Origin of the sequence: Acinetobacter qingfengensis (assembly GCF_008693185.1) — a bacterium.
Classification (GTDB): Bacteria; Pseudomonadota; Gammaproteobacteria; order Pseudomonadales; family Moraxellaceae; genus Acinetobacter; species Acinetobacter qingfengensis.
The window spans coordinates 1-18,170 of the sequence record NZ_VXKN01000009.1; the positions used below are offsets into that span (position 1 = coordinate 1).

Genomic DNA, 18,170 nt, shown 5'->3' on the forward strand with positions numbered 1-18,170 from the left:
ATTTTTTATTGGCACGATTTATATTATGTCACTGGAAACCGATACATTTGAAGCGCTTAAAGTCAGTCCAATCTGGTTTATTATTCTGATTATTGGATATTTTGGCTTCTATAAACCTAGATTGAAAGCAGTGGTAGACTCAAAAATTTAATGGATTAATTGGCAATTTAAAAGGCCCAGTTTATATGGTACTGGGCTTTTTTATTTAACGATGAAATATGCGTGCTTTATCACGTTGCCAGTCTCGATCTTTCTCGGTTTGACGTTTATCGTGTAACTGTTTACCTTTAACCAGTGCAATTTCCAGTTTGGCTAAATGACCTTTCCAGTAGCAGGCTAAAGGCACACAGGAATAACCTTTTTGATTAACAGCTCCTAGCAAGGTGTCGATTTGGCGACGATTGAGTAGCAACTTTCGGGTACGATTGGCTTCGGCAACCACATGTGTTGATGCAGAGAGTAGGGGCTGAATTTGTGCGCCAAACAAAAAAGCCTCATTATTTTTAAAAATAATATAACTTTCGACTAGACTCATGCGTCCTGCTCGCAGGGATTTTATTTCCCAGCCTTGTAATGAAAGTCCGGCTTCAAATTTTTCTTCAATAAAATAGTCATGACGGGCCCGTTTGTTTTGAGCAATTGTGCCACCATTATTTTTTTTAACGACTTTCACATTGGACATAAAAACAATTTCTTCCGCAAAAATAAACCTGAATCATTTGAAATGACAATGAATCATCAGTGTATTGACCAAACATTGTTTTTCATCATATAACAAAACAATGCGGACTTTAGATAAAAAATCAAGTTTTTGCTAGAATAAACAGGATTTTTTAATGAGCACTCTAGTAATGGTTAAAACCAGAGTTATTTATCCAGGGACTTTTGATCCAATTACCAATGGCCATATCGATCTCGTTAGCCGTGCTGCCAGGATGTTCGATGAAGTGGTGGTTGGAATTGCCATTGGGCACCATAAAAAACCATTATTCAGTCTGGAAGAACGTGTAGAGCTTGCCAAACAATCGCTTAGTCATTTGTCCAATGTTGAATTTGTGGGATTTGATGGGTTACTGGTTAATTTTTTTCAGGAACAGCAGGCAACAGCGGTATTACGCGGTTTACGAGCCATGTCTGACTTTGAGTATGAATTTCAGCTTGCCAACATGAATCGCCAACTGGATAATCGTTTTGAAGCGGTATTTTTGACACCTTCTGAGCAATATTCTTTTATTTCTTCAACGTTAATTCGTGAAATTGCGCGTTTACAAGGAGATGTCAGTAAATTTGTCCCAAAAGTTGTCAGTGATGCTTTTGAGCAAAAACGTCAACAAGGCTGGTAAATTATGGCATTAAAAATTACAGAGGAATGCATCAACTGTGATGTTTGTGAACCTGTATGTCCAAATGAAGCCATTTATATGGGTGAGGAAATTTACGAAATTAATCCGGATTTATGCACAGAATGCGTCGGGCATTTTGATGAACCACAATGTTCAATGTATTGTCCGGTAGACTGTATACCACATGATCCGGATCATCCGGAATCTGAACAGCAGTTATTGCAAAAATATCAACGTATCATTGCAACGAAAAATTTAAGCAATTCCTGAAAATTTTTGTTAAGATGTGCGCCGAAGTGAGCCAGACGGTCGCTGCTATGAAGGTCTTCGTGACTGAAGTAGGAGAGGAAAGTCCGGGCTTCAAAGGGTAAGGTGCCAGATAACGTCTGGGCGGCGTGAGCCGACGGCTAGTGCAGCAGAGAGTAGACCGCCTCCCATTTTTGTGGGCGGTAAGGGTGAAAGGGTGCGGTAAGAGCGCACCGCATGTCTGGTAACAGTTCATGGCTTGGTAAACCCCACCTGAAGCAAGACCAAATAGGGATCCTGAGGCGTGACCCGCGCTGGATCCGGGTAGGTTGCTTGAGCATGTGAGTAATTGCATGCCTAGAGGAATGATCGTCTTCGACAGAACCCGGCTTATCGGCTCACTTCACAGATTTTTTGAAATTTTGGTGTAGATTTTTCTTGACGAAAGTTTTGGAAATCAAGATAATGCGCCAACAGTTTTTGGCTATGTAGCTCAGTTGGTTAGAGCACAGCACTCATAATGCTGGGGTCACAGGTTCAAGTCCAGTCATAGCCACCATTTAATAGATCATGCACCTGCATGATCTTTTTTTATGTGCAAAAAATGAAGCAAAATTACTTCATCGTAAGGGCATTCAACAGCATGTAATATTTCCAGAATGAATGCCCCTAATTTTGCTGTAGTTTAAATTGTTTTGTTAGGGAGTGTTCACAATACAATTATTGTGGATGTGATGGTGCATGTGTTGTATTGCTGTCAGTGGAACCTTGAGATGTGTCACCACTTGCAGGTTGCGCAGTTGCTATAGGAGCTTCAGAAGTATTAACGATAGTACCTTGCTGATCTGCTGCTTGAGAAGCATCGGTTGTCTGTGATTGAGCAAAAGTAGCAAAAGAAGTTGCAGAAAGTGCAGTGATTAATAAAGCATGAGTAAGTTTCATAATGGCATCCTTAAATTTCATTGTATAAAAATGAGTCAAACTCCAAATTGGCATAAATTGGAAATAAAGACTCTTTTGATATTCAGCGATTTTTGGCATCAACGCTGAATACGTTGCAAATGCTATAAAAGATACAGGAAATGATGAATACTTTTGACATGGGATTAACATAAAGGCATTGTAAAAATACAAAATACCCTGATTTGTTTTTTTACTGTGAAAAAATCATGATAATGTTTCCTTAAGTTTGTTAGTAAATATAACGATATGTTGAAAAAATAATCTTTTGTTTTACTAATGGATTACATTTTGCTTAAAAATCCATGTAACTTAATTTATCTTGTTTTGTGTATTTGTAAAAAGCAAGTGATCAAAATCACAAAAGCTATAGAGAATAATGATTTTTGTAGAGTGCTAAAATATGCTTAAATGTATTTTTTAAAATGTTTAGTATTCAAGACGAGTCACTTAAGGGAAATCTTATGCGTGCCTATAATTTCTGTGCAGGACCTGCTGCATTACCTACCGCCGTATTGGAAAAAGCGCAACAAGAGTTGCTAGATTGGCATGGTAAAGGCCTTTCCATTATGGAAATGAGTCATCGCAGTAAAGATTTTGTCGCTGTGGCAGAAAAAGCTGAAACTGATCTACGCCAATTACTGCATATTCCAGAAAATTATAAAATTCTATTTTTACAAGGTGGAGCTTCATTACAATTTTCAGCAATTCCATTAAATTTGCTAGGTAAAAATAATAAGGCAGATTATATTCATACTGGTATTTGGTCTGAAAAGGCTTTAAAAGAAGCCAGGCGTTATGGCGAAATTAATGTGATTGAAGCCGGTACTGATGTTGATGGTAAAAAAGCCATTACATCTCCAGAAACTTGGGCTTTATCAGATAATGCTGCTTATGTGCATTATGCCGAAAACGAAACGATTGGTGGTATACAATTTCCATTTATTCCAGATGTTCAGGCACCTTTAGTTGCAGATTTATCTTCAAGTATTTTATCTGCACCATTGGATATTTCTAGATTTGGTTTAATTTATGCGGGCGCACAAAAGAATATTGGTCCAGCAGGTTTAACCATTGTGATTGTCCGTGAGGATTTACTTGACCAAAGTAAGTTGGAAATTCCAAGTATCCTAAAATATGCAGATCAGGCAAAAAATGGTTCTATGGTCAATACGCCTGCAACTTATTCCTGGTATTTATCTGGTCTGGTTTTTGAATGGTTACTAGAACAAGGCGGTGTTGATGCTATTCATAAAATTAATCAGCAAAAAGCCGAATTACTTTATGGTTATATTGATCAAAGTGAGTTTTATCAAAATCCAATTGCGTTAGATTACCGCTCAATTATGAATGTGCCATTTACTTTGGCTGATGCAGCACTTGAAAAAACCTTTCTTGTTGAAGCAGAAAAACATCATTTACTTAATTTGGCAGGGCATCGTTCTGTTGGTGGTATGCGAGCAAGTATTTATAATGCTGTATCTTTAGACGGTGTACAAGCATTGGTTGATTTTATGCAGGATTTCGCTCGTCAACATGGTTAATTAAAAATTCTTTTGAAAAAATATCTATGCATTAAATTCCTTCTTATTAGTGGGGGAATTTAATGGATTTTACAAAGATGATAAATTATATCTGTAAAAAAAAATCGGCATATTGCCGATTTTTTATGTTTGCTGTTGATATAGAGTTTAAAAAATAAACTGATGTAAAAACCATGCACATAAAATACTACCTAAAATAAAAAATAAAACAGAAAACTTATCCAGTTTTAGATCAGATAGAAGTAGCGAAGTCATATTGCTCTGTGGCTGTTGGACATTACTTTTCATTGTTATGCCTTTTTTAATTGCCTAAAAAGTGTGCTTAGTTTTCAATTTTGTCATATATTTTAAATTGAATCCAGATATTCCCACGAATATATTGCCCAATTTTAAATTGATTTTTCGCTTCTGGATAAGCAAGGCGTAAAATAACAGGTTGACTATTTTCTTCTCGCATAATGGCAACATCATATAAGATAAATTTTTTATCCATAAAGACGCTTGAAGTTTTACCAACAATATCACCCTGAAACCAAGCTTCATCTTCCTGTCCAATACTTTCACCATATAAATAGGCGACCATTTTGGATATATCCAGTGTGACAGGCATTTCATCTTCAGGACAACTAGGTTGCCATGCTGCCAATTGGTCCTGTAAATCATCCGGTGTTTCACCATGATTTTTGGACAAAATATCATTGAGCGCACGATGATGGCGAATAGCGGCAGGATCTTCGATCAGCATAGTTTCTTTATCGGGCACTTGTTCCAGATTATATGCCCAAGCATTAACCTCGATATTATATGAGATGTTGCGTTGATATTGTTTTTGATTAACCGCATATAAGGCATCATAACCATAAATAACGCTGCCATTGTCCAATTCCAGTCTTAATACTGCTTCACAATTTTCAGGACAAGATAGTATTCTGGAAATTTTCGCACTTAATCGATAAGGACTTTGTAATACTGGAAATGCGGTAATTAAATGTTTAGGTTTATGATTTTTTACTGCAATTAGCTGAGTGATTTGAATGGTGTCTTGCGGCCCCTGTAACAGCCAGATATTTTGTGGTAAATCTTGCTCATCCTGACATAGTCCGAAAGGAAAATTGGCTGCATCCAATGCAGTGTGAAGCCATAAACCAACATCCTGATCAGGTTGTGATGTGAGAATTTTCCAGTGCTCTGCATGACCACCAAAATTATCACATTTAATTTCGATCATTTCTGGTTGTTGCTTTATGTTCATAATGGTCCAGTTTAAATAACTTGTTATATTTTATATAAAATAAGGAAAAGTCTGTTTTTTTCAAGGGGCAAAGCGTAATTTAAATGCTTGACTAATTTAAAAATAAAATAAAGTACTTAAAAAATTAGCTTTTGGGGTTGATGAGTAAAGGTCTGAATACTGAAATTCAGCTATAATATAACCTGCCAACCGTAATAGAAAACAATGATGTCCCTTTCCCCCGCGTTTCAATTATGGGTAGATGCTGATGCTCTGCCAAATCTACTTAAAGATATTATTTTGCGTGCTTCTGATCGTTTTCAGCTTAACGTGGTTTTTGTCGCCAATCAGACCCTAAATATTCAAAGATCCCAGCGTATTCAGTGTTTACAGGTTATGGCTGGTGCAGATGAAGCAGATAAAGCTATTGTGGAAAAAATGCAAGCTGAAGATATTGTGGTGACTCAAGATATTCCGCTTGCAGCACAGGTCATTGAAAAAGGTGGAATCGCAATTCATCCTCGTGGAGAGATTTTTACCCAGTTCAATATTAAAGCTCGATTACATTTAAGGGATTTTATGGATACGTTGCGTGGTGCAGGTGTGCAGACTGGTGGTCCTGCGGCAATGAATGAGCGAGATAAACGGGAGTTTTCCAACGCACTGGAACAAACGATTCGTAAACAATTACAAAAACAAAAAAATTCTCGGAATTTTTCATGCAAATGAGTCAACGTAATGCCATTGTTACCTATGGTTTACTGATTTTAATCTGGTCTTCTACACCACTGGCGATTGTCTGGAGTACAGAAACGATTCCTGCTTTATGGGCAATGGTGATCCGTTTTTTTCTGGCAGCACCTTTGGCAATGCTATTATTGTTGATTTTTAAAACACCAATTCAACTTGATAAACAAGCATGTCTAAGTTATCTCGCTGGTAGTTTAAGTTTGATTGGATCGCAATTTTTTACCTATCTTGCCACGGAATATTTATCTTCTGGCATGATTGCATTAATGTTTGGTTTATCTCCGATGATTGCGGGCTTAATCGGGGTCATTTGGTTTAATATACATCTATCAGGATTACAGTGGTTTGGCATGTTGGTATCTCTGATCGGGCTGGCGAGTGTATGTTTACTAGCACAACAATCCATGCATTTTAGTATTTTTGGCATTATTTTAATGTTGCTGAGTGTATCGGTATATTGCTCTTCAATTTATTTTGTTAAAAAAATTGCCGCAGATGTAAAACCGTTTGTGCAGGCAACAGGCTCAATTGTTTGTTCATCATTATTGGCTTTGTTGTTGATTCCTTTTATCTGGCATGATCTACCCGTTACTTTGCCATCATTTAAATCCATGTTTGCAGTGGCTTATACCGTCATTATTGCCTCTTTGCTGGCTATGTTTTGTTATTTCAAACTAGTACAAAATATTTCGGCAACTACAATTTCTTTAACCAATGTACTTACACCAATTTTGGCATTGGTCGTGGGGGTGACTCTGAATCATGAACATTTATCGGTGTCAGTATATTTTGGAGTAGCGGTGATTTTCTTTGGACTAGCTCTATATTTCTGGCGAGATATTCAGATGATGTTAAGACAGCGACTGGATCGTAGCAGCATCAAAAATTAATTCAACATGGTCGATGGCAAATCGTGAATGATGAATTTGTTTAAATTGTGCAAGTATGGGGAAATCTCATGCTAACATGCTGCTCAATGCGTATGCTGTGGTTTTTTAAACAATAATGACCACATTATGAAAGACGATAAGCCTTGCAGTGTCATGTCAGTTGCACTGCAAGAACATTTGATTATTTCGGATAAGGTCGTATGTTTAAACCGATCTCATTATTTATAGGGTTACGTTATACACGGGCTCGAAAAAGCAATCACTTCCTGTCTTTTTTTGCAGTGGTGTCAACCATTGGTTTGATGCTGGGTGTTGCCGTCCTGATTACAGTGTTATCTGTGATGAATGGTTTTGATCGCGAATTAAAAAATCGTATTTTGGGTATGGTGCCACAGGTAACGATTTCATCTAATCAGATCATCACGGATTGGCAGCAACAAATTCCACAATTGGAAAAATATTCACATGTGGTTGCTGCTGCACCATTTACACAATTGCAGGGTATGATCACCGCACAGGGACAGGTTGCCGGAATGGTGATCAATGGTATTGATCCCAAATATGAACCTAAAGTTTCAGTCATTCAAAACTTTATGGCACAAGGTTCCCTTAATGATCTTAAGCAAGGTGAATTTGGGATTGTGCTGGGTAAAAAAATGGCAGATGCCATGGGTTTACAGCAAGGTGACAAGGTGACGGTTGTTTTACCGGAAGCCACGCCAACACCTGCCGGTGTTGTACCACGATTCAAGCGATTTACGATTGTCGGAATTTTTGATACTGGTGCTGAAGTAGATGGCATGATGGCTTATGTCGATTTAAATGATGCTGCCGCCTTATTACGTTTACCAAATGGTGCGCAAAGTATTCGTTTAAAGCTGGATGATATTTTTGCTGCCCCAGAAGTCGTACAGGATGTACTAAAAGACAGACCAGCTTCTTACTATGGTTCTGATTGGACCTATACACATGGTAGCTTGTTTAGTGCTATTCAAATGGAAAAAGCCATGATTGGCTTATTACTGTTTATGATTGTATTGGTTGCAGTATTTAATATTGTGTCCTCTCTGGTTATGACAGTTGCCGATAAAAAAGCTGATATTGCCATTTTGCGAACATTAGGTGCATCACCCTCAACTATTGTTAAAATTTTTATGGTACAAGGCACTGTAATTGGTGCGATTGGAACGTTATCCGGTGCAGTATTGGGTGTTATTTTGGGATCATCCATCAGTGCCATTTTAGGCTGGGTGAATAATGCTTTTGGTTTAAACTTATTTGCGGCTTATTTTATTAATTATTTACCTTCACAAGTTGAAGTATCAGATGTATTAACGATTGTTGTTGCTTCTTTATTATTGAGTTTTGTTGCAACAATTTATCCAGCAATGCGTGCAGCAAAAATTCAGCCAGCGGAGGCCTTACGCTATGAGTAACATTGTACTGGAAGGTCAAAATTTGCATCGTAGCTTTGATGATGGACGTAATAAAGTTGATGTCTTGCGTGGTATTCAGTTACAGGTACATCGTGGTGAATTTGTTGCGGTGATTGGTGCCAGTGGTTCTGGAAAAAGCACTTTACTGCATGTACTTGGTGGGCTGGATAGTCCGACAGAAGGGCAGGTTTTCTTGAATGGTCAGCGTTTTGATCATTTGGATGAAACTACACGGGGAAATTTACGTAATCAGCATTTAGGTTTTGTTTATCAATTTCATCATCTTTTACCGGAATTTACTGCACTGGAAAATGTGGCAATGCCTTTAATGTTACGTGCCGATAGCCAGTTTAAACAGGTCAAGCTCAAGGCAGAAAAGTTATTGGAACAGGTGGGTTTGTCACATCGTATGGATCATAAACCCGGTGAATTATCAGGTGGTGAACGACAACGTGTGGCATTGGCTCGTGCATTGGTAACAGATCCTGATCTTGTACTGGCAGATGAGCCAACAGGTAATCTGGATGTAGATACGGCAAAAGGAATTTTTGATTTATTACGTGATTTACAGAAACAGCGTAATATGGCCATGCTGATTGTGACTCATGATCAATCACTAGCGCATTCAGCTGATCGAATTCTACAAATGCGTGACGGTGTTTGGGATACGCTGTAAAAAGTCATATAAAACACTGAAAAAATTGGGTTAATCTTGTTTCATTCAGGATTAACCTTTATAACATCAAATAACGTGGAAAAAATAATAAAGATGTTCAATGATCAGATGCTTTTTACTGGCCTGGATTCTGGGGATCAGTGCAATTGGTTTAACGGATGAAAGCTTAAATCGTTTAACATCCGTTTGGTGGTGGCCTGTTGCAATTCTGACCGGATGTGGTTATTACTTCTTGTGGTGTAAAAGCTTGCTTCAGCCACATGCCATGTTACGTATTATGTTACAGATGATTATGATTTGTAGTGTATTTCTGGCAGGGTGGAGTTATGCCGATCAGCAGCTAAAACAATATTTAGCTTCAGAGATAAAACAAAAACAACAGATTGAAGGCATTGTTTATATTCAACAGTTAAGTGAAGGCAAGCTTCAGCAGCAACGGCAAGTTGCACAATTATTGATTCCACAACAACAGCGCAGCTTAAAGATATTACTTTATCCAAAACAAATTTATGATGAGCAAGGTGAATTACAAGGAACAACAACTGAAAATCTACAAATTGGACAGTTTTATCAGGTGACCGTGGAATTAAGGCCACCACAGGGTAATGTTAATCCGGGCGGTTTTGATACAGAACGTTGGTTATTACAGCAAAATATTCAAGGAACAGCCAGCGTACGCTTTAGTCAGCCCATCAGTGTCAGTGAAATTGAACAGCGAGGATGGTATCAATTTGTACAACAACAAAAAAGATTATTACCTCGTTGGCAATTATGGATTGAACGATTACGTCTGGACTATCGTAATTATTTGACATTAAACCAGCAGGATCAGGAACGAGCCTTGTTATTGGGGCTATTAACAGGTGACCGTATTGGAATAAATAAAGATACGACACAATTATATCAAACTATGGGGATTAGCCATTTATTGGCCATTTCCGGCCCACATGTGTTGCTATTGGCAGCGATGTTAAGCTGGGTTTTATTACAAGGGCTACAAGTATTGATGCGTTTGGGGCATTTACAAAAATTGTATCTGAAGGTTCCCAAACAATGGGTCTATTTACCAGTTTTTTTGTTAACCATTAGTTTTTATGTAGCATTTACCGGCTTTGAAATTCCTGCAATCCGTACATGGTTGATGGCGACTATTTGTAGTTTGGCGTTATTGTTAAATATTCATATTTCCCGATTTACTTTACTGTTATTTGCTGCATCGTGTGTATTGTTGTGGGACAGTTTTGCCATATTGTCGGCTGCATTCTGGTTATCATTTGGAGCCTCGGCAGTGATGCTGTTTATTTATCAGGGATTGCAGCAGCCTTCTATTATGTATTCATGGTGGGAAAAATGCATACAAGCTTTGCTGATTTTATGGCAATCACAATGGCGAATTTTTTTGGCTTTATTACCGATTGTATTATGGCAATTTAAAGCAGTATCACTGGTTTCTCCTTTAATTAATTTAATTGCTATTCCGTTTTTAACACTTGTAATTGTGCCTTTGGATATTGTGGCTGCATGTGTCTGGCAAATCTGGCCGGGACTGGCAAGCTTGGTCTGGTCATGTGCTGCGTTGGCATTGTATGTTTTTAATATGCTATTAACGTTATTTGAACCAGTTGCCAAATATCTATATTTAAGCAGTTTTCTAACATTTAATAGTTTGCTGAGTCTAAGCATGGCATTACTATTGATTTGTTTACCTTCAGGTTTAATTCCACGCTATTGGGCTATTTTATTTTTGATTCCGATTTTATTTCAGCAACAAGCACGACCAATGCTACAACTGGATGTGTTAGATGTTGGACAAGGTCAGGCGGTATTATTACGTACACAACGACATCAAATGTTGATTGATACAGCTAAAGGTAATCGTTCATCTGCAATGGCTTCAATGGCGCAACAACAAATTGTCCCTTTTTTGCGAGGTCAGGGTATTTATCGTTTGCATGAAGTGTTGTTGTCGCATTTGGATGATGATCATAGCGGTGGGCTCGCAACTGTCGTTGAGCAGATGAAAGTACAGCGTATTCGTGCCAATGTTGCCAATCCAGAGATTACCGATTTCCCTGGGATTCCGTTTAGTCAATGTTATCAAGGACAAAACTGGCAATGGGAGCAAGTGAAAATTGATATTTTGCATCCTTCTACCGATGATTCACGTCAAGATCAGAACGAATCTTCCTGTGTCGTATTGATTAGCGTACCTATGCAGCAAACACTATTTCGGATTTTAATTATGGGCGATGCTGGCTGGGAAAGTGAATATAAACTGCTGCAAAGATATCCTGATTTACAAGTAGATTTAATTGTACTTGGGCATCATGGTAGTAAATACAGTTCAGCCTATGAATTTTTGCAGGCACTTAATCCTAAAATGGCCATGATTTCTGTCGGTGCAGAAAATCGTTATGGTCATCCAACAGCGGAAGTCTTGGCAAGATTACAGGATTTAGACATTTATATGGTAGATACGATTAATGCTGGTGCAATCCATATTCAGTTGAACGATCCACAACATATCTGGCAATGGTCTGCTGCACGTGATGAAAAGCAATGGTTATTGCCCTGACAGGTAATGGTTGTCTGCCTGCATTTTTCGAATAATTGTAATGGCTTGCTCGTAAGGTAGATCGTAAATTCTGCGTAAGTCAGGATTTGCCTTAAAACGTTTATAGCTCCAATGGTAATGTTCAGGATAACGGTGGATTAAATTCTCCATCGCTTCATGGATCAAAGCTGTACCATTAGTCTGACGATCTTGAATTTGTTCAGGCAACGATTCAATAAACATGTCAAACCCACCGTTGTCATTACGAAAAGCATAAAGCAATAACGCAGAGGCTTTGGTTTTTTGTACCATTTTTGCAATTAAATGGCTGGAATATAACGGTATACCAAACCAGTTGGTAAAATCACCTTCAAAATCCGGACTATGATCTGGCAAAATTGCTGTTGTACCACCTTGTTTTAAAGTTTTAAAAACCTGTTTGACACCGGTTTCGTCCGTCGGCACTAGATTTGCTTTTTGACGACTACGCGCTTCTCGTACAAATTGATCAACAGCAGTATTTTTTAATGGCTTATACATGATGGTCATGGGTGTATATTGACTTACCCATGCATTCATGACTTCCCATGTACCAAAATGTGGAATGACCAGTACAACACCATGACCTTTTTCTATTGCATCACGCAGATACTTCTCACCTTCAACATAATGAATTCGATCAATATTTTGCTGGGTAGAACTGCCCCAAATTTTAAAAAATTCAAAATAAGCGGTCATTTCATTAATGGCAGCCTGCTTTCGCAGTTGTTCATTTTTTTGTGCAGAAATATCTGGAAAAGCAATATCCAGATTCAGGCGGGCAGCATGAAGTGTTTTTGCTTTGGTCAGATTAATCAGTGTATAGGTCAGTCCCTTGGCAATACCCTGCAAAAAACGAATCGGTAATTTGCTTACAGTTTTAATTAAGGTGACAAGCCCTGGCGGTTGTTTGTGCATAACAAAAATAAAATTAAACAAGTCAGAAAAATAAATATGTGTTGGGTATTATATGCTGTAATGTGACAGATATAAAATATGTACGTGTATAGCATTGTATCGATTAACATATCTGTCAACAATTAAGCACATTGATTAAATCAGGATCATTTTATGTCTGAATGGCCACCCAAACCTCCCGTGGACTCACAAAAATCAACAGAAACATCACAACCTACTGGGCAAGAATGGAAAATTCTGGAAAAAGCGGTTCTTTCTTCTGTTGAAGAGCAGCGCCGCGCCCGCCGTTGGGGAATTTTCTTTAAGTTATTGACTTTTATTTATTTATTGGTGATGGTGGTATTGCTGGGGAGAGGGTGTAGTACAACAACTGAGGAAAATAGCTCGGGAGTGACTGCTGCACACATTGCCGTGGTTGATATTCAGGGTACTATTGGTAGCGATAAAAATAGTGTAAATAGTGAAGATACCAATCGTGCCTTAAAGCGTGCTTTTAGTGCTTTAGGTAGTCAGGCGATTGTTCTTAATATTAATTCTCCTGGTGGTTCTCCTGTACAGTCAGATGAAATTTGGCAAGAAATACGTTATCAAAAACAACAATATCCGGATAAAAAAGTATATGCCGTGATCAGTGATATGGGGGCATCGGGTGCGTATTACATCGCATCAGCGGCTGATCAAATTTATGTCAATCCATCCAGTATTGTTGGTTCAATTGGCGTAATCATGCCAAATTATGGTGTTTCAGAACTGGCTAAAAAATTAGGTGTAGAGGATCGAACCTTGACTTCTGGTGAGCATAAAGCCGTATTGAGTATGACCAAACCGATTAACCCTGATGAAAAAGCACATGTACAGGCTTTGCTGGACAATGTACATCAACATTTTATTGATGCGGTTAAAGCTGGGCGTGGAAGTCGTCTGAAAACTAATACACCAGATTTATTTTCAGGTCTATTCTGGACAGGTGATCAAGCCATCAAACTTGGACTGGCGGATAAAACGGGTAATCTCACCACTTTATCCCGTGAATTGAAACTCAATAAAAAAGTTGACTATACAGTACAACGTAATCCGCTAGAGGCAATTTTAGGTAAAATGGGAACAGCTGTTGGACAGGGAATCGGTCAATCGATTAGCCAGCAGGTTGAAGCACAATCTCAGGTCACTTTACAATGAAACCAGTCATTCACTTTGCGCATGCCAATGGTATTCCATCGCAGACTTATCAACCTCTATTTGATGCATTATCTGATCAATACGAGGTAATTTATGTGCCATTACTGGGGATTAATGAGTTGTATCCAGTGGATGACCAATGGAAATTATTGACGCAGCAAGTGATTGACAGTATTGAGTTACAAAATCAGGGACAGCAGGTCATTGCTGTCGGTCATTCTCTGGGTGCCTTGTTAAGTTATCAGGCAGCACAGTTACGTCCTGATTTGATAAAGCAAGTGATTATGCTTGATCCGCCATTAATTATGGGAACAGCTTCTCTGGCATTACATTTGGCTAAATATGCTGGAAGTGGATTTATGGATAAGTTTACACCGGCTGGCTTGTCCGCTCGCCGGCGAGATCACTGGCAAAATCGTGAAGATGCAGCTATAAGACTACGTCAGCGTGGCTTCTTTAAAGAGTTTGATCAGGATTGTTTCGATGCCTATATCCGTTATGGATTATGTGATGATTTACATCAAGGTGGAGTGACCCTGACCATTCCTAAACGGGTAGAAGTCGAAATTTTTCGTAAGATGCCATCTTTATGGTGGTTACCTGGGATAGTATCGAGTAAAGTAACGGTAGATCAAGTGGTGGGAAATCAAAGTCCTTTTCTAAAGCAAAAAAATCCACAAAAAGCACAGAAGAAACTTGGGATCACATACCATCTTGTTGAAGGTGGGCACATGTTTCCTCTGCAATATCCCAAACAAACAGTACAAACAATTAAGCAGTTAATTAAATAAAAATTATTTTTAATGCATTAAAGATTGTTGAGAATTAATTACATATTAAATTTAATGCTCGAATAAAAAATTTTACCTTTTATTTTGTCTGAAAATGGCTAAATGGGGAGGGGCTGCGTTAACCAGCTCCAATATGCTCATATTGGTTTCACTGCTTGCTTTGCCTAAGGGATAATTTTTCTCCTTTTTCATTGTAAAGATCAAATTGCAGCAAATCCTGATTTGTTTATTTTTATATTGTAATATTCATGACCATGACACAATTCTGTCATGGTTTTTTCTTTTTTATGTTATGGTGAAATTTAAACAGGTATAACTTAAAAATCGAATGATGAATAAGGTCATCAAAAATTTATATTAAAATTTTAGCAATCAAGGAGATGATGTGCTTGCAGTTGTCCTTCAATTAAGCGGTGGTATTGGTTTATTTTTATTGGGTATGACTTTATTGACCGATAGTTTAAAGGCATTGGCTGGGGATAGCCTGCGTCAATGGTTGGCTCGATTTACAGGATCTTCCTTTAAAGCGATGCTTTCCGGTATTGGTTTTACACTGGTGGTACAATCTTCCACAGCCACTACATTAGCAACAATTGGCTTTGTTAGTGCTGGCGTGCTTAGTTTTAGCCAAGCAATTGGTATTATTATTGGCGCTAATATCGGTACAACCAGTACAGGTTGGTTGGTTGCTTTTCTGGGATTAAAATTTTCCATTGCAAATATTGCATTACCCTTAGTGGCATTGGGTGCCATGCTTAAATTATTGGGACGAGATCAATTGGCCTTGTCCGGTCTGGCCTTGGCTGGTTTTGCGTTGTTATTTATGGGAATTGATCAGTTACAAGTTGCTATGGCCGGTTTTGCTGAGCAAGTAAATTTATCACAATGGTCCAATGATGGTTTTGCAACACGATTAATTTTGATTCTGATTGGACTGGTAATGACCATTTTATTACAGTCTTCCAGTGCAGCTGTGACAGCTACTCTTGCAGCGTTAGCAAGCCAAGCCATTGATTTACCACAAGCAATGGCACTGGTGATTGGACAGAATATTGGTACAGTGGCCACCGCAGTATTGGCGGCAGTTGGTGCAACTACCAGTGCAAAACGTACTGCTGCGGTACATGTGGTTTTCAATATAGTGACAGCTATTTTTGCTTTATTTGTATTAATGCCTGTTATGTTGTGGTTGTTTCAGCATACTGTGCTGGCAGATTGGGATCATGTGGTGATGCTTGCAGCATTTCATACGGCATTTAGCTTAATGGGTGCATTATTGTTTATGCCATTTATTCCACAATTTCAGCAATTGATCATTAAATTAATTCCTGAGAAAAATCAAAATAATACACGTTATCTAGATGAAACTTTATTTGCAGTGCCAGCATTGGCAATTTCTGCAACAGAGCAGGCGATTCGCGATAGTTTGGCAGATTATTACCGTATGATTGTCAAGGCCTTGCAAGGGCAAGTTTTGGCTGTAATGATGAGCAATCGTGAGCTTGACCGGGTTCTGACTACAGTAGAACAGTATCTGCAAAAAATGCCTGTTCCTCAGGCACAAGTTGATCAGCAGCACCTTACAACTTTATTGCGCTTGATTATGTATAGCAAAGTATTGCGAGATGATTTTCAATATCTTGAATATGTTGATGTTTTACCAAAATACTTGAAACCAGAAGTTCTACAACCCTTGATTATTCATCTACAAAGTATGGTGCTTGGTCTAAAACAGCAGCCGATGGAAAAAATGAATAGTGTTGATCTGATTGCTTGGCAAAATCTGGTACAACAGCTAAAACAACAACAACCACAATATCGCCAACATATTGTTGAAAATTCGGTACATGCACAATTAAATGCGGCTGAAGCATTAGATGCCATGATTGCAGAACGTTGGTTAGAGCGTTTACTGGAGCATAGCATCAAAATTGCTTATTTATTACAGCATCAGGATGAAGTCATGAGCTAATCAAGGATGTAATTGATGTCTGGCATGTTTCAGTGCGGTGCGTAAACCTTCTTCCATTGTAGGATGATAAAACGGTTTATCCAGACAATCTGTCAATGTCACTTGTTCAGTGATCATCCAATTTAATAAATGTGCAAAATGTTCTGCTTGATGAACAAATAACTCTGCTCCCAGAATTTTTTCGGATTGTCGATCTACGTAAATTTCTACAGCGCCCTGATTTTTGCCTAAAACCAATGCACGACCTTGTTTTTCAAAAGATACAAAACCTGTGACAAAATCAGTTTTATCTTGCTTAAGCTGTTGATAATTGCGTCCAACACTGGCCATTTCTGGAGAGCAAAATACAATGGCAAGTGGTGTTAGGGTTTTTACAGCCTGAATCTGTGGATAATTTAGGCAGTTATCCACGAGTTTTTTGCCTTCATGTGCTGCTTCATGTTGTATTGGTGTGTTGGTATATGCATCTCCTGCAACAAAAATTGGCAATTGTCCCAACTGCTTGGTTTTTGAATCAATGGGTAAATCTTTTATATCTTTAAACCTAGAATCTATTTGATAAAGTTTTAAACTTTCCAGTAATGAATGACGTCCAGTCGCAACCAGTAGATAATCGACTAGCAGATCTTGTGGTTTATTCTGAGCATCTTTAAAACTTAACTGCACCTGTTGATCTTTTCGTTGTACTTGGTACGGTAAAGTCTCAAAGCGAATATCCAGTTCCTTGGTTAAAATATGCTGTGCCAAGCCTTGTAATTGTGGTGAGCTAAGAGAACCGACTTTTTTACTCCGGGCAAAAATGCTGACTTGAACGCCTAATCGATGCAACGCTTGCGCCAACTCAATCGCAATCACACCGCTACCAATCACAGCGATACGTTCTGGAAGTTGTGGTAATTCAAAAATCTGATCTGTGGTGATCAAACGATCACCTAATTGTTTTTTCCATTGCTGATCATAATTCGGTGTAGAGCCTACAGCCAGAATAAAACTTCTTGCCTGATAAGATTGTCCATTCACTTCTATGGTATTCGCATCTACAAAATGAGCTTTACCAGAAACCTTATGCTTTGCCGGCCAGTTTTCCACATCTTTGAGTGTGGCAGCAGTAAAACGATCGCGTAATTGCCGTACATGCGACATAACTTTTGATGTATCTGCATTGAGTTCAATGTCAAGACCTACAGCGTTTGCGGTCTTGGCATCATGTAAACGATTTGCTGTAGAAATCAGCACCTTGCTCGGCATACAGCCAACACGGGCACAAGTGGTGTCCCAAGGACCGTCATTAATAATGAGTATATTTTGCGTATCACGAACAGCTTGTTTATATGCATTAATTCCCGCAGTGCCCGCACCAATAATAATCAAGTCATACATATTGTTATCCAGTAAAGTTATTGTCTATGTTGTTTTAAATATAACTAAAGACAGAGAAAGACATTGCTGACTTTATCAATATAATTGTAATAAATTGATATCTGGATCAATTAAATCGTATTAAAAAACAAAATTAATGATTTTTATGTTCCCATCATGATGGTTGCTGTAGGGCGTATCGGCATAGATTGACATGCACTTAAACAAAAAATAAACATGATGATCAATAAAATATTTTTCCTCATTAAAAACTCCTATGAA

Annotated in this window: 18 protein-coding genes, 1 tRNA gene and 1 other RNA gene; 14 read left to right on the plus strand and 6 right to left on the minus strand. The window is 38.3% G+C overall.

The features are described 5' to 3' along the window. Positions 1-151, plus strand: a 151-nt coding sequence (locus F4V57_RS14950; protein WP_228268231.1) for a hypothetical protein, incomplete at its 5' end; no start/stop codon positions are given. Positions 152-205: 54 nt separating this feature from the next. On the opposite strand, the gene smpB is transcribed toward F4V57_RS14950, so the two are convergent. Continuing rightward, positions 206-682, minus strand: a complete 477-nt coding sequence (smpB, locus tag F4V57_RS11190; RefSeq protein WP_070068447.1) for an SsrA-binding protein SmpB — start codon at positions 680-682, stop codon at positions 206-208. Positions 683-851: 169 nt separating this feature from the next. Here smpB and coaD point away from each other — a divergent pair, with 169 nt between their 5' ends. The 4 genes from coaD (at position 852) to F4V57_RS11210 (ending at position 2,148) form a co-directional block, all read left to right on the plus strand. Continuing rightward, on the plus strand, positions 852-1,343 hold the full coding sequence (gene coaD, locus F4V57_RS11195) for a pantetheine-phosphate adenylyltransferase (RefSeq protein ID WP_070068597.1): 492 nt from the start codon (positions 852-854) through the stop codon (positions 1,341-1,343). Positions 1,344-1,346: 3 nt separating this feature from the next. Continuing rightward, positions 1,347-1,613 (plus strand): YfhL family 4Fe-4S dicluster ferredoxin, encoded by a 267-nt coding sequence (locus F4V57_RS11200; protein WP_070068446.1) that lies wholly within the window; start codon positions 1,347-1,349, stop codon positions 1,611-1,613. Between the two features lie 23 nt (positions 1,614-1,636). Further along, positions 1,637-1,998, plus strand: an RNA gene (rnpB, locus tag F4V57_RS11205) — RNase P RNA component class A. Positions 1,999-2,071: 73 nt separating this feature from the next. Next, positions 2,072-2,148: transfer RNA gene (locus F4V57_RS11210), tRNA-Met, on the plus strand. A 161-nt stretch (positions 2,149-2,309) separates the two neighbouring features. On the opposite strand, the gene F4V57_RS11215 is transcribed toward F4V57_RS11210, so the two are convergent. After that, on the minus strand, positions 2,310-2,531 hold the full coding sequence (locus tag F4V57_RS11215) for a hypothetical protein (protein WP_141729192.1): 222 nt from the start codon (positions 2,529-2,531) through the stop codon (positions 2,310-2,312). 482 nt (positions 2,532-3,013) lie between these two features. Here F4V57_RS11215 and serC point away from each other — a divergent pair, with 482 nt between their 5' ends. After that, positions 3,014-4,093, plus strand: coding sequence for a 3-phosphoserine/phosphohydroxythreonine transaminase (gene serC, locus F4V57_RS11220; protein ID WP_070068444.1), 1,080 nt, complete (start codon positions 3,014-3,016; stop codon positions 4,091-4,093). A 147-nt stretch (positions 4,094-4,240) separates the two neighbouring features. On the opposite strand, the gene F4V57_RS14785 is transcribed toward serC, so the two are convergent. Then, positions 4,241-4,381 (minus strand): hypothetical protein, encoded by a 141-nt coding sequence (locus F4V57_RS14785; protein WP_171492131.1) that lies wholly within the window; start codon positions 4,379-4,381, stop codon positions 4,241-4,243. Between the two features lie 34 nt (positions 4,382-4,415). Then, the gene (locus tag F4V57_RS11225; protein WP_070068443.1) at positions 4,416-5,345 is read right to left on the minus strand and encodes a hypothetical protein; all 930 of its coding nucleotides are present in this window, start codon (positions 5,343-5,345) and stop codon (positions 4,416-4,418) included. Between the two features lie 207 nt (positions 5,346-5,552). Between F4V57_RS11225 and F4V57_RS11230 the strand changes: the two genes are divergently transcribed. From F4V57_RS11230 to F4V57_RS11250, 5 genes are all read left to right on the plus strand, one after another. Then, on the plus strand, positions 5,553-6,053 hold the full coding sequence (locus tag F4V57_RS11230) for a YaiI/YqxD family protein (protein WP_070068442.1): 501 nt from the start codon (positions 5,553-5,555) through the stop codon (positions 6,051-6,053). Further along, on the plus strand, positions 6,050-6,964 hold the full coding sequence (locus tag F4V57_RS11235; protein ID WP_070068596.1) for a DMT family transporter: 915 nt from the start codon (positions 6,050-6,052) through the stop codon (positions 6,962-6,964). Before F4V57_RS11230 ends, F4V57_RS11235 begins: the two co-directional genes overlap by 4 nt. 200 nt (positions 6,965-7,164) lie before the next feature. Further along, a complete protein-coding gene (locus tag F4V57_RS11240; RefSeq protein ID WP_070068441.1) occupies positions 7,165-8,400 on the plus strand; it encodes a lipoprotein-releasing ABC transporter permease subunit in 1,236 nt (411 codons plus the stop codon). Next, positions 8,393-9,076, plus strand: a complete 684-nt coding sequence (lolD, locus tag F4V57_RS11245) for a lipoprotein-releasing ABC transporter ATP-binding protein LolD (RefSeq protein ID WP_070068440.1) — start codon at positions 8,393-8,395, stop codon at positions 9,074-9,076. The genes F4V57_RS11240 and lolD overlap by 8 nt, the downstream gene beginning before the upstream one ends. Before the next feature lie 100 nt (positions 9,077-9,176). Further along, positions 9,177-11,651, plus strand: coding sequence for a DNA internalization-related competence protein ComEC/Rec2 (locus F4V57_RS11250; RefSeq protein ID WP_070068439.1), 2,475 nt, complete (start codon positions 9,177-9,179; stop codon positions 11,649-11,651). Here the strand turns inward: F4V57_RS11250 and F4V57_RS11255 are convergent. Beyond that, a complete protein-coding gene (locus F4V57_RS11255; RefSeq protein WP_070068438.1) occupies positions 11,640-12,587 on the minus strand; it encodes a lysophospholipid acyltransferase family protein in 948 nt (315 codons plus the stop codon). The two genes, F4V57_RS11250 and F4V57_RS11255, sit on opposite strands and share 12 nt — an antisense overlap. Positions 12,588-12,740: 153 nt before the next feature. Here F4V57_RS11255 and sppA point away from each other — a divergent pair, with 153 nt between their 5' ends. From sppA to F4V57_RS11270, 3 genes are all read left to right on the plus strand, one after another. Next, complete coding sequence (sppA, locus tag F4V57_RS11260; RefSeq protein ID WP_070068437.1) at positions 12,741-13,766, plus strand: signal peptide peptidase SppA; 1,026 nt, start codon at positions 12,741-12,743, stop codon at positions 13,764-13,766. Next, on the plus strand, positions 13,763-14,557 hold the full coding sequence (locus F4V57_RS11265; RefSeq protein ID WP_070068436.1) for an alpha/beta fold hydrolase: 795 nt from the start codon (positions 13,763-13,765) through the stop codon (positions 14,555-14,557). The genes sppA and F4V57_RS11265 overlap by 4 nt, the downstream gene beginning before the upstream one ends. 385 nt (positions 14,558-14,942) lie before the next feature. After that, the gene (locus F4V57_RS11270; protein ID WP_070068435.1) at positions 14,943-16,529 is read left to right on the plus strand and encodes a Na/Pi cotransporter family protein; all 1,587 of its coding nucleotides are present in this window, start codon (positions 14,943-14,945) and stop codon (positions 16,527-16,529) included. Here F4V57_RS11270 and F4V57_RS11275 read toward each other — a convergent pair whose 3' ends face one another. After that, positions 16,530-17,909, minus strand: coding sequence for a dihydrolipoyl dehydrogenase (locus tag F4V57_RS11275; RefSeq protein ID WP_070068434.1), 1,380 nt, complete (start codon positions 17,907-17,909; stop codon positions 16,530-16,532). Positions 17,910-18,170 lie beyond the last annotated feature (261 nt).

Coding starts and splice junctions, on each gene's coding strand:
- smpB (WP_070068447.1), bottom strand. CDS start 682: ATGTCCAATGTGAAAGTCGTTAAAAAAAATAATGGTGGCACAATTGCT.
- coaD (WP_070068597.1), top strand. CDS start 852: ATGGTTAAAACCAGAGTTATTTATCCAGGGACTTTTGATCCAATTACC.
- F4V57_RS11200 (WP_070068446.1), top strand. CDS start 1,347: ATGGCATTAAAAATTACAGAGGAATGCATCAACTGTGATGTTTGTGAA.
- F4V57_RS11215 (WP_141729192.1), bottom strand. CDS start 2,531: ATGAAACTTACTCATGCTTTATTAATCACTGCACTTTCTGCAACTTCT.
- serC (WP_070068444.1), top strand. CDS start 3,014: ATGCGTGCCTATAATTTCTGTGCAGGACCTGCTGCATTACCTACCGCC.
- F4V57_RS14785 (WP_171492131.1), bottom strand. CDS start 4,381: ATGAAAAGTAATGTCCAACAGCCACAGAGCAATATGACTTCGCTACTT.
- F4V57_RS11225 (WP_070068443.1), bottom strand. CDS start 5,345: ATGAACATAAAGCAACAACCAGAAATGATCGAAATTAAATGTGATAAT.
- F4V57_RS11230 (WP_070068442.1), top strand. CDS start 5,553: ATGTCCCTTTCCCCCGCGTTTCAATTATGGGTAGATGCTGATGCTCTG.
- F4V57_RS11235 (WP_070068596.1), top strand. CDS start 6,050: ATGAGTCAACGTAATGCCATTGTTACCTATGGTTTACTGATTTTAATC.
- F4V57_RS11240 (WP_070068441.1), top strand. CDS start 7,165: ATGTTTAAACCGATCTCATTATTTATAGGGTTACGTTATACACGGGCT.
- lolD (WP_070068440.1), top strand. CDS start 8,393: ATGAGTAACATTGTACTGGAAGGTCAAAATTTGCATCGTAGCTTTGAT.
- F4V57_RS11250 (WP_070068439.1), top strand. CDS start 9,177: ATGATCAGATGCTTTTTACTGGCCTGGATTCTGGGGATCAGTGCAATT.
- F4V57_RS11255 (WP_070068438.1), bottom strand. CDS start 12,587: ATGCACAAACAACCGCCAGGGCTTGTCACCTTAATTAAAACTGTAAGC.
- sppA (WP_070068437.1), top strand. CDS start 12,741: ATGTCTGAATGGCCACCCAAACCTCCCGTGGACTCACAAAAATCAACA.
- F4V57_RS11265 (WP_070068436.1), top strand. CDS start 13,763: ATGAAACCAGTCATTCACTTTGCGCATGCCAATGGTATTCCATCGCAG.
- F4V57_RS11275 (WP_070068434.1), bottom strand. CDS start 17,909: ATGTATGACTTGATTATTATTGGTGCGGGCACTGCGGGAATTAATGCA.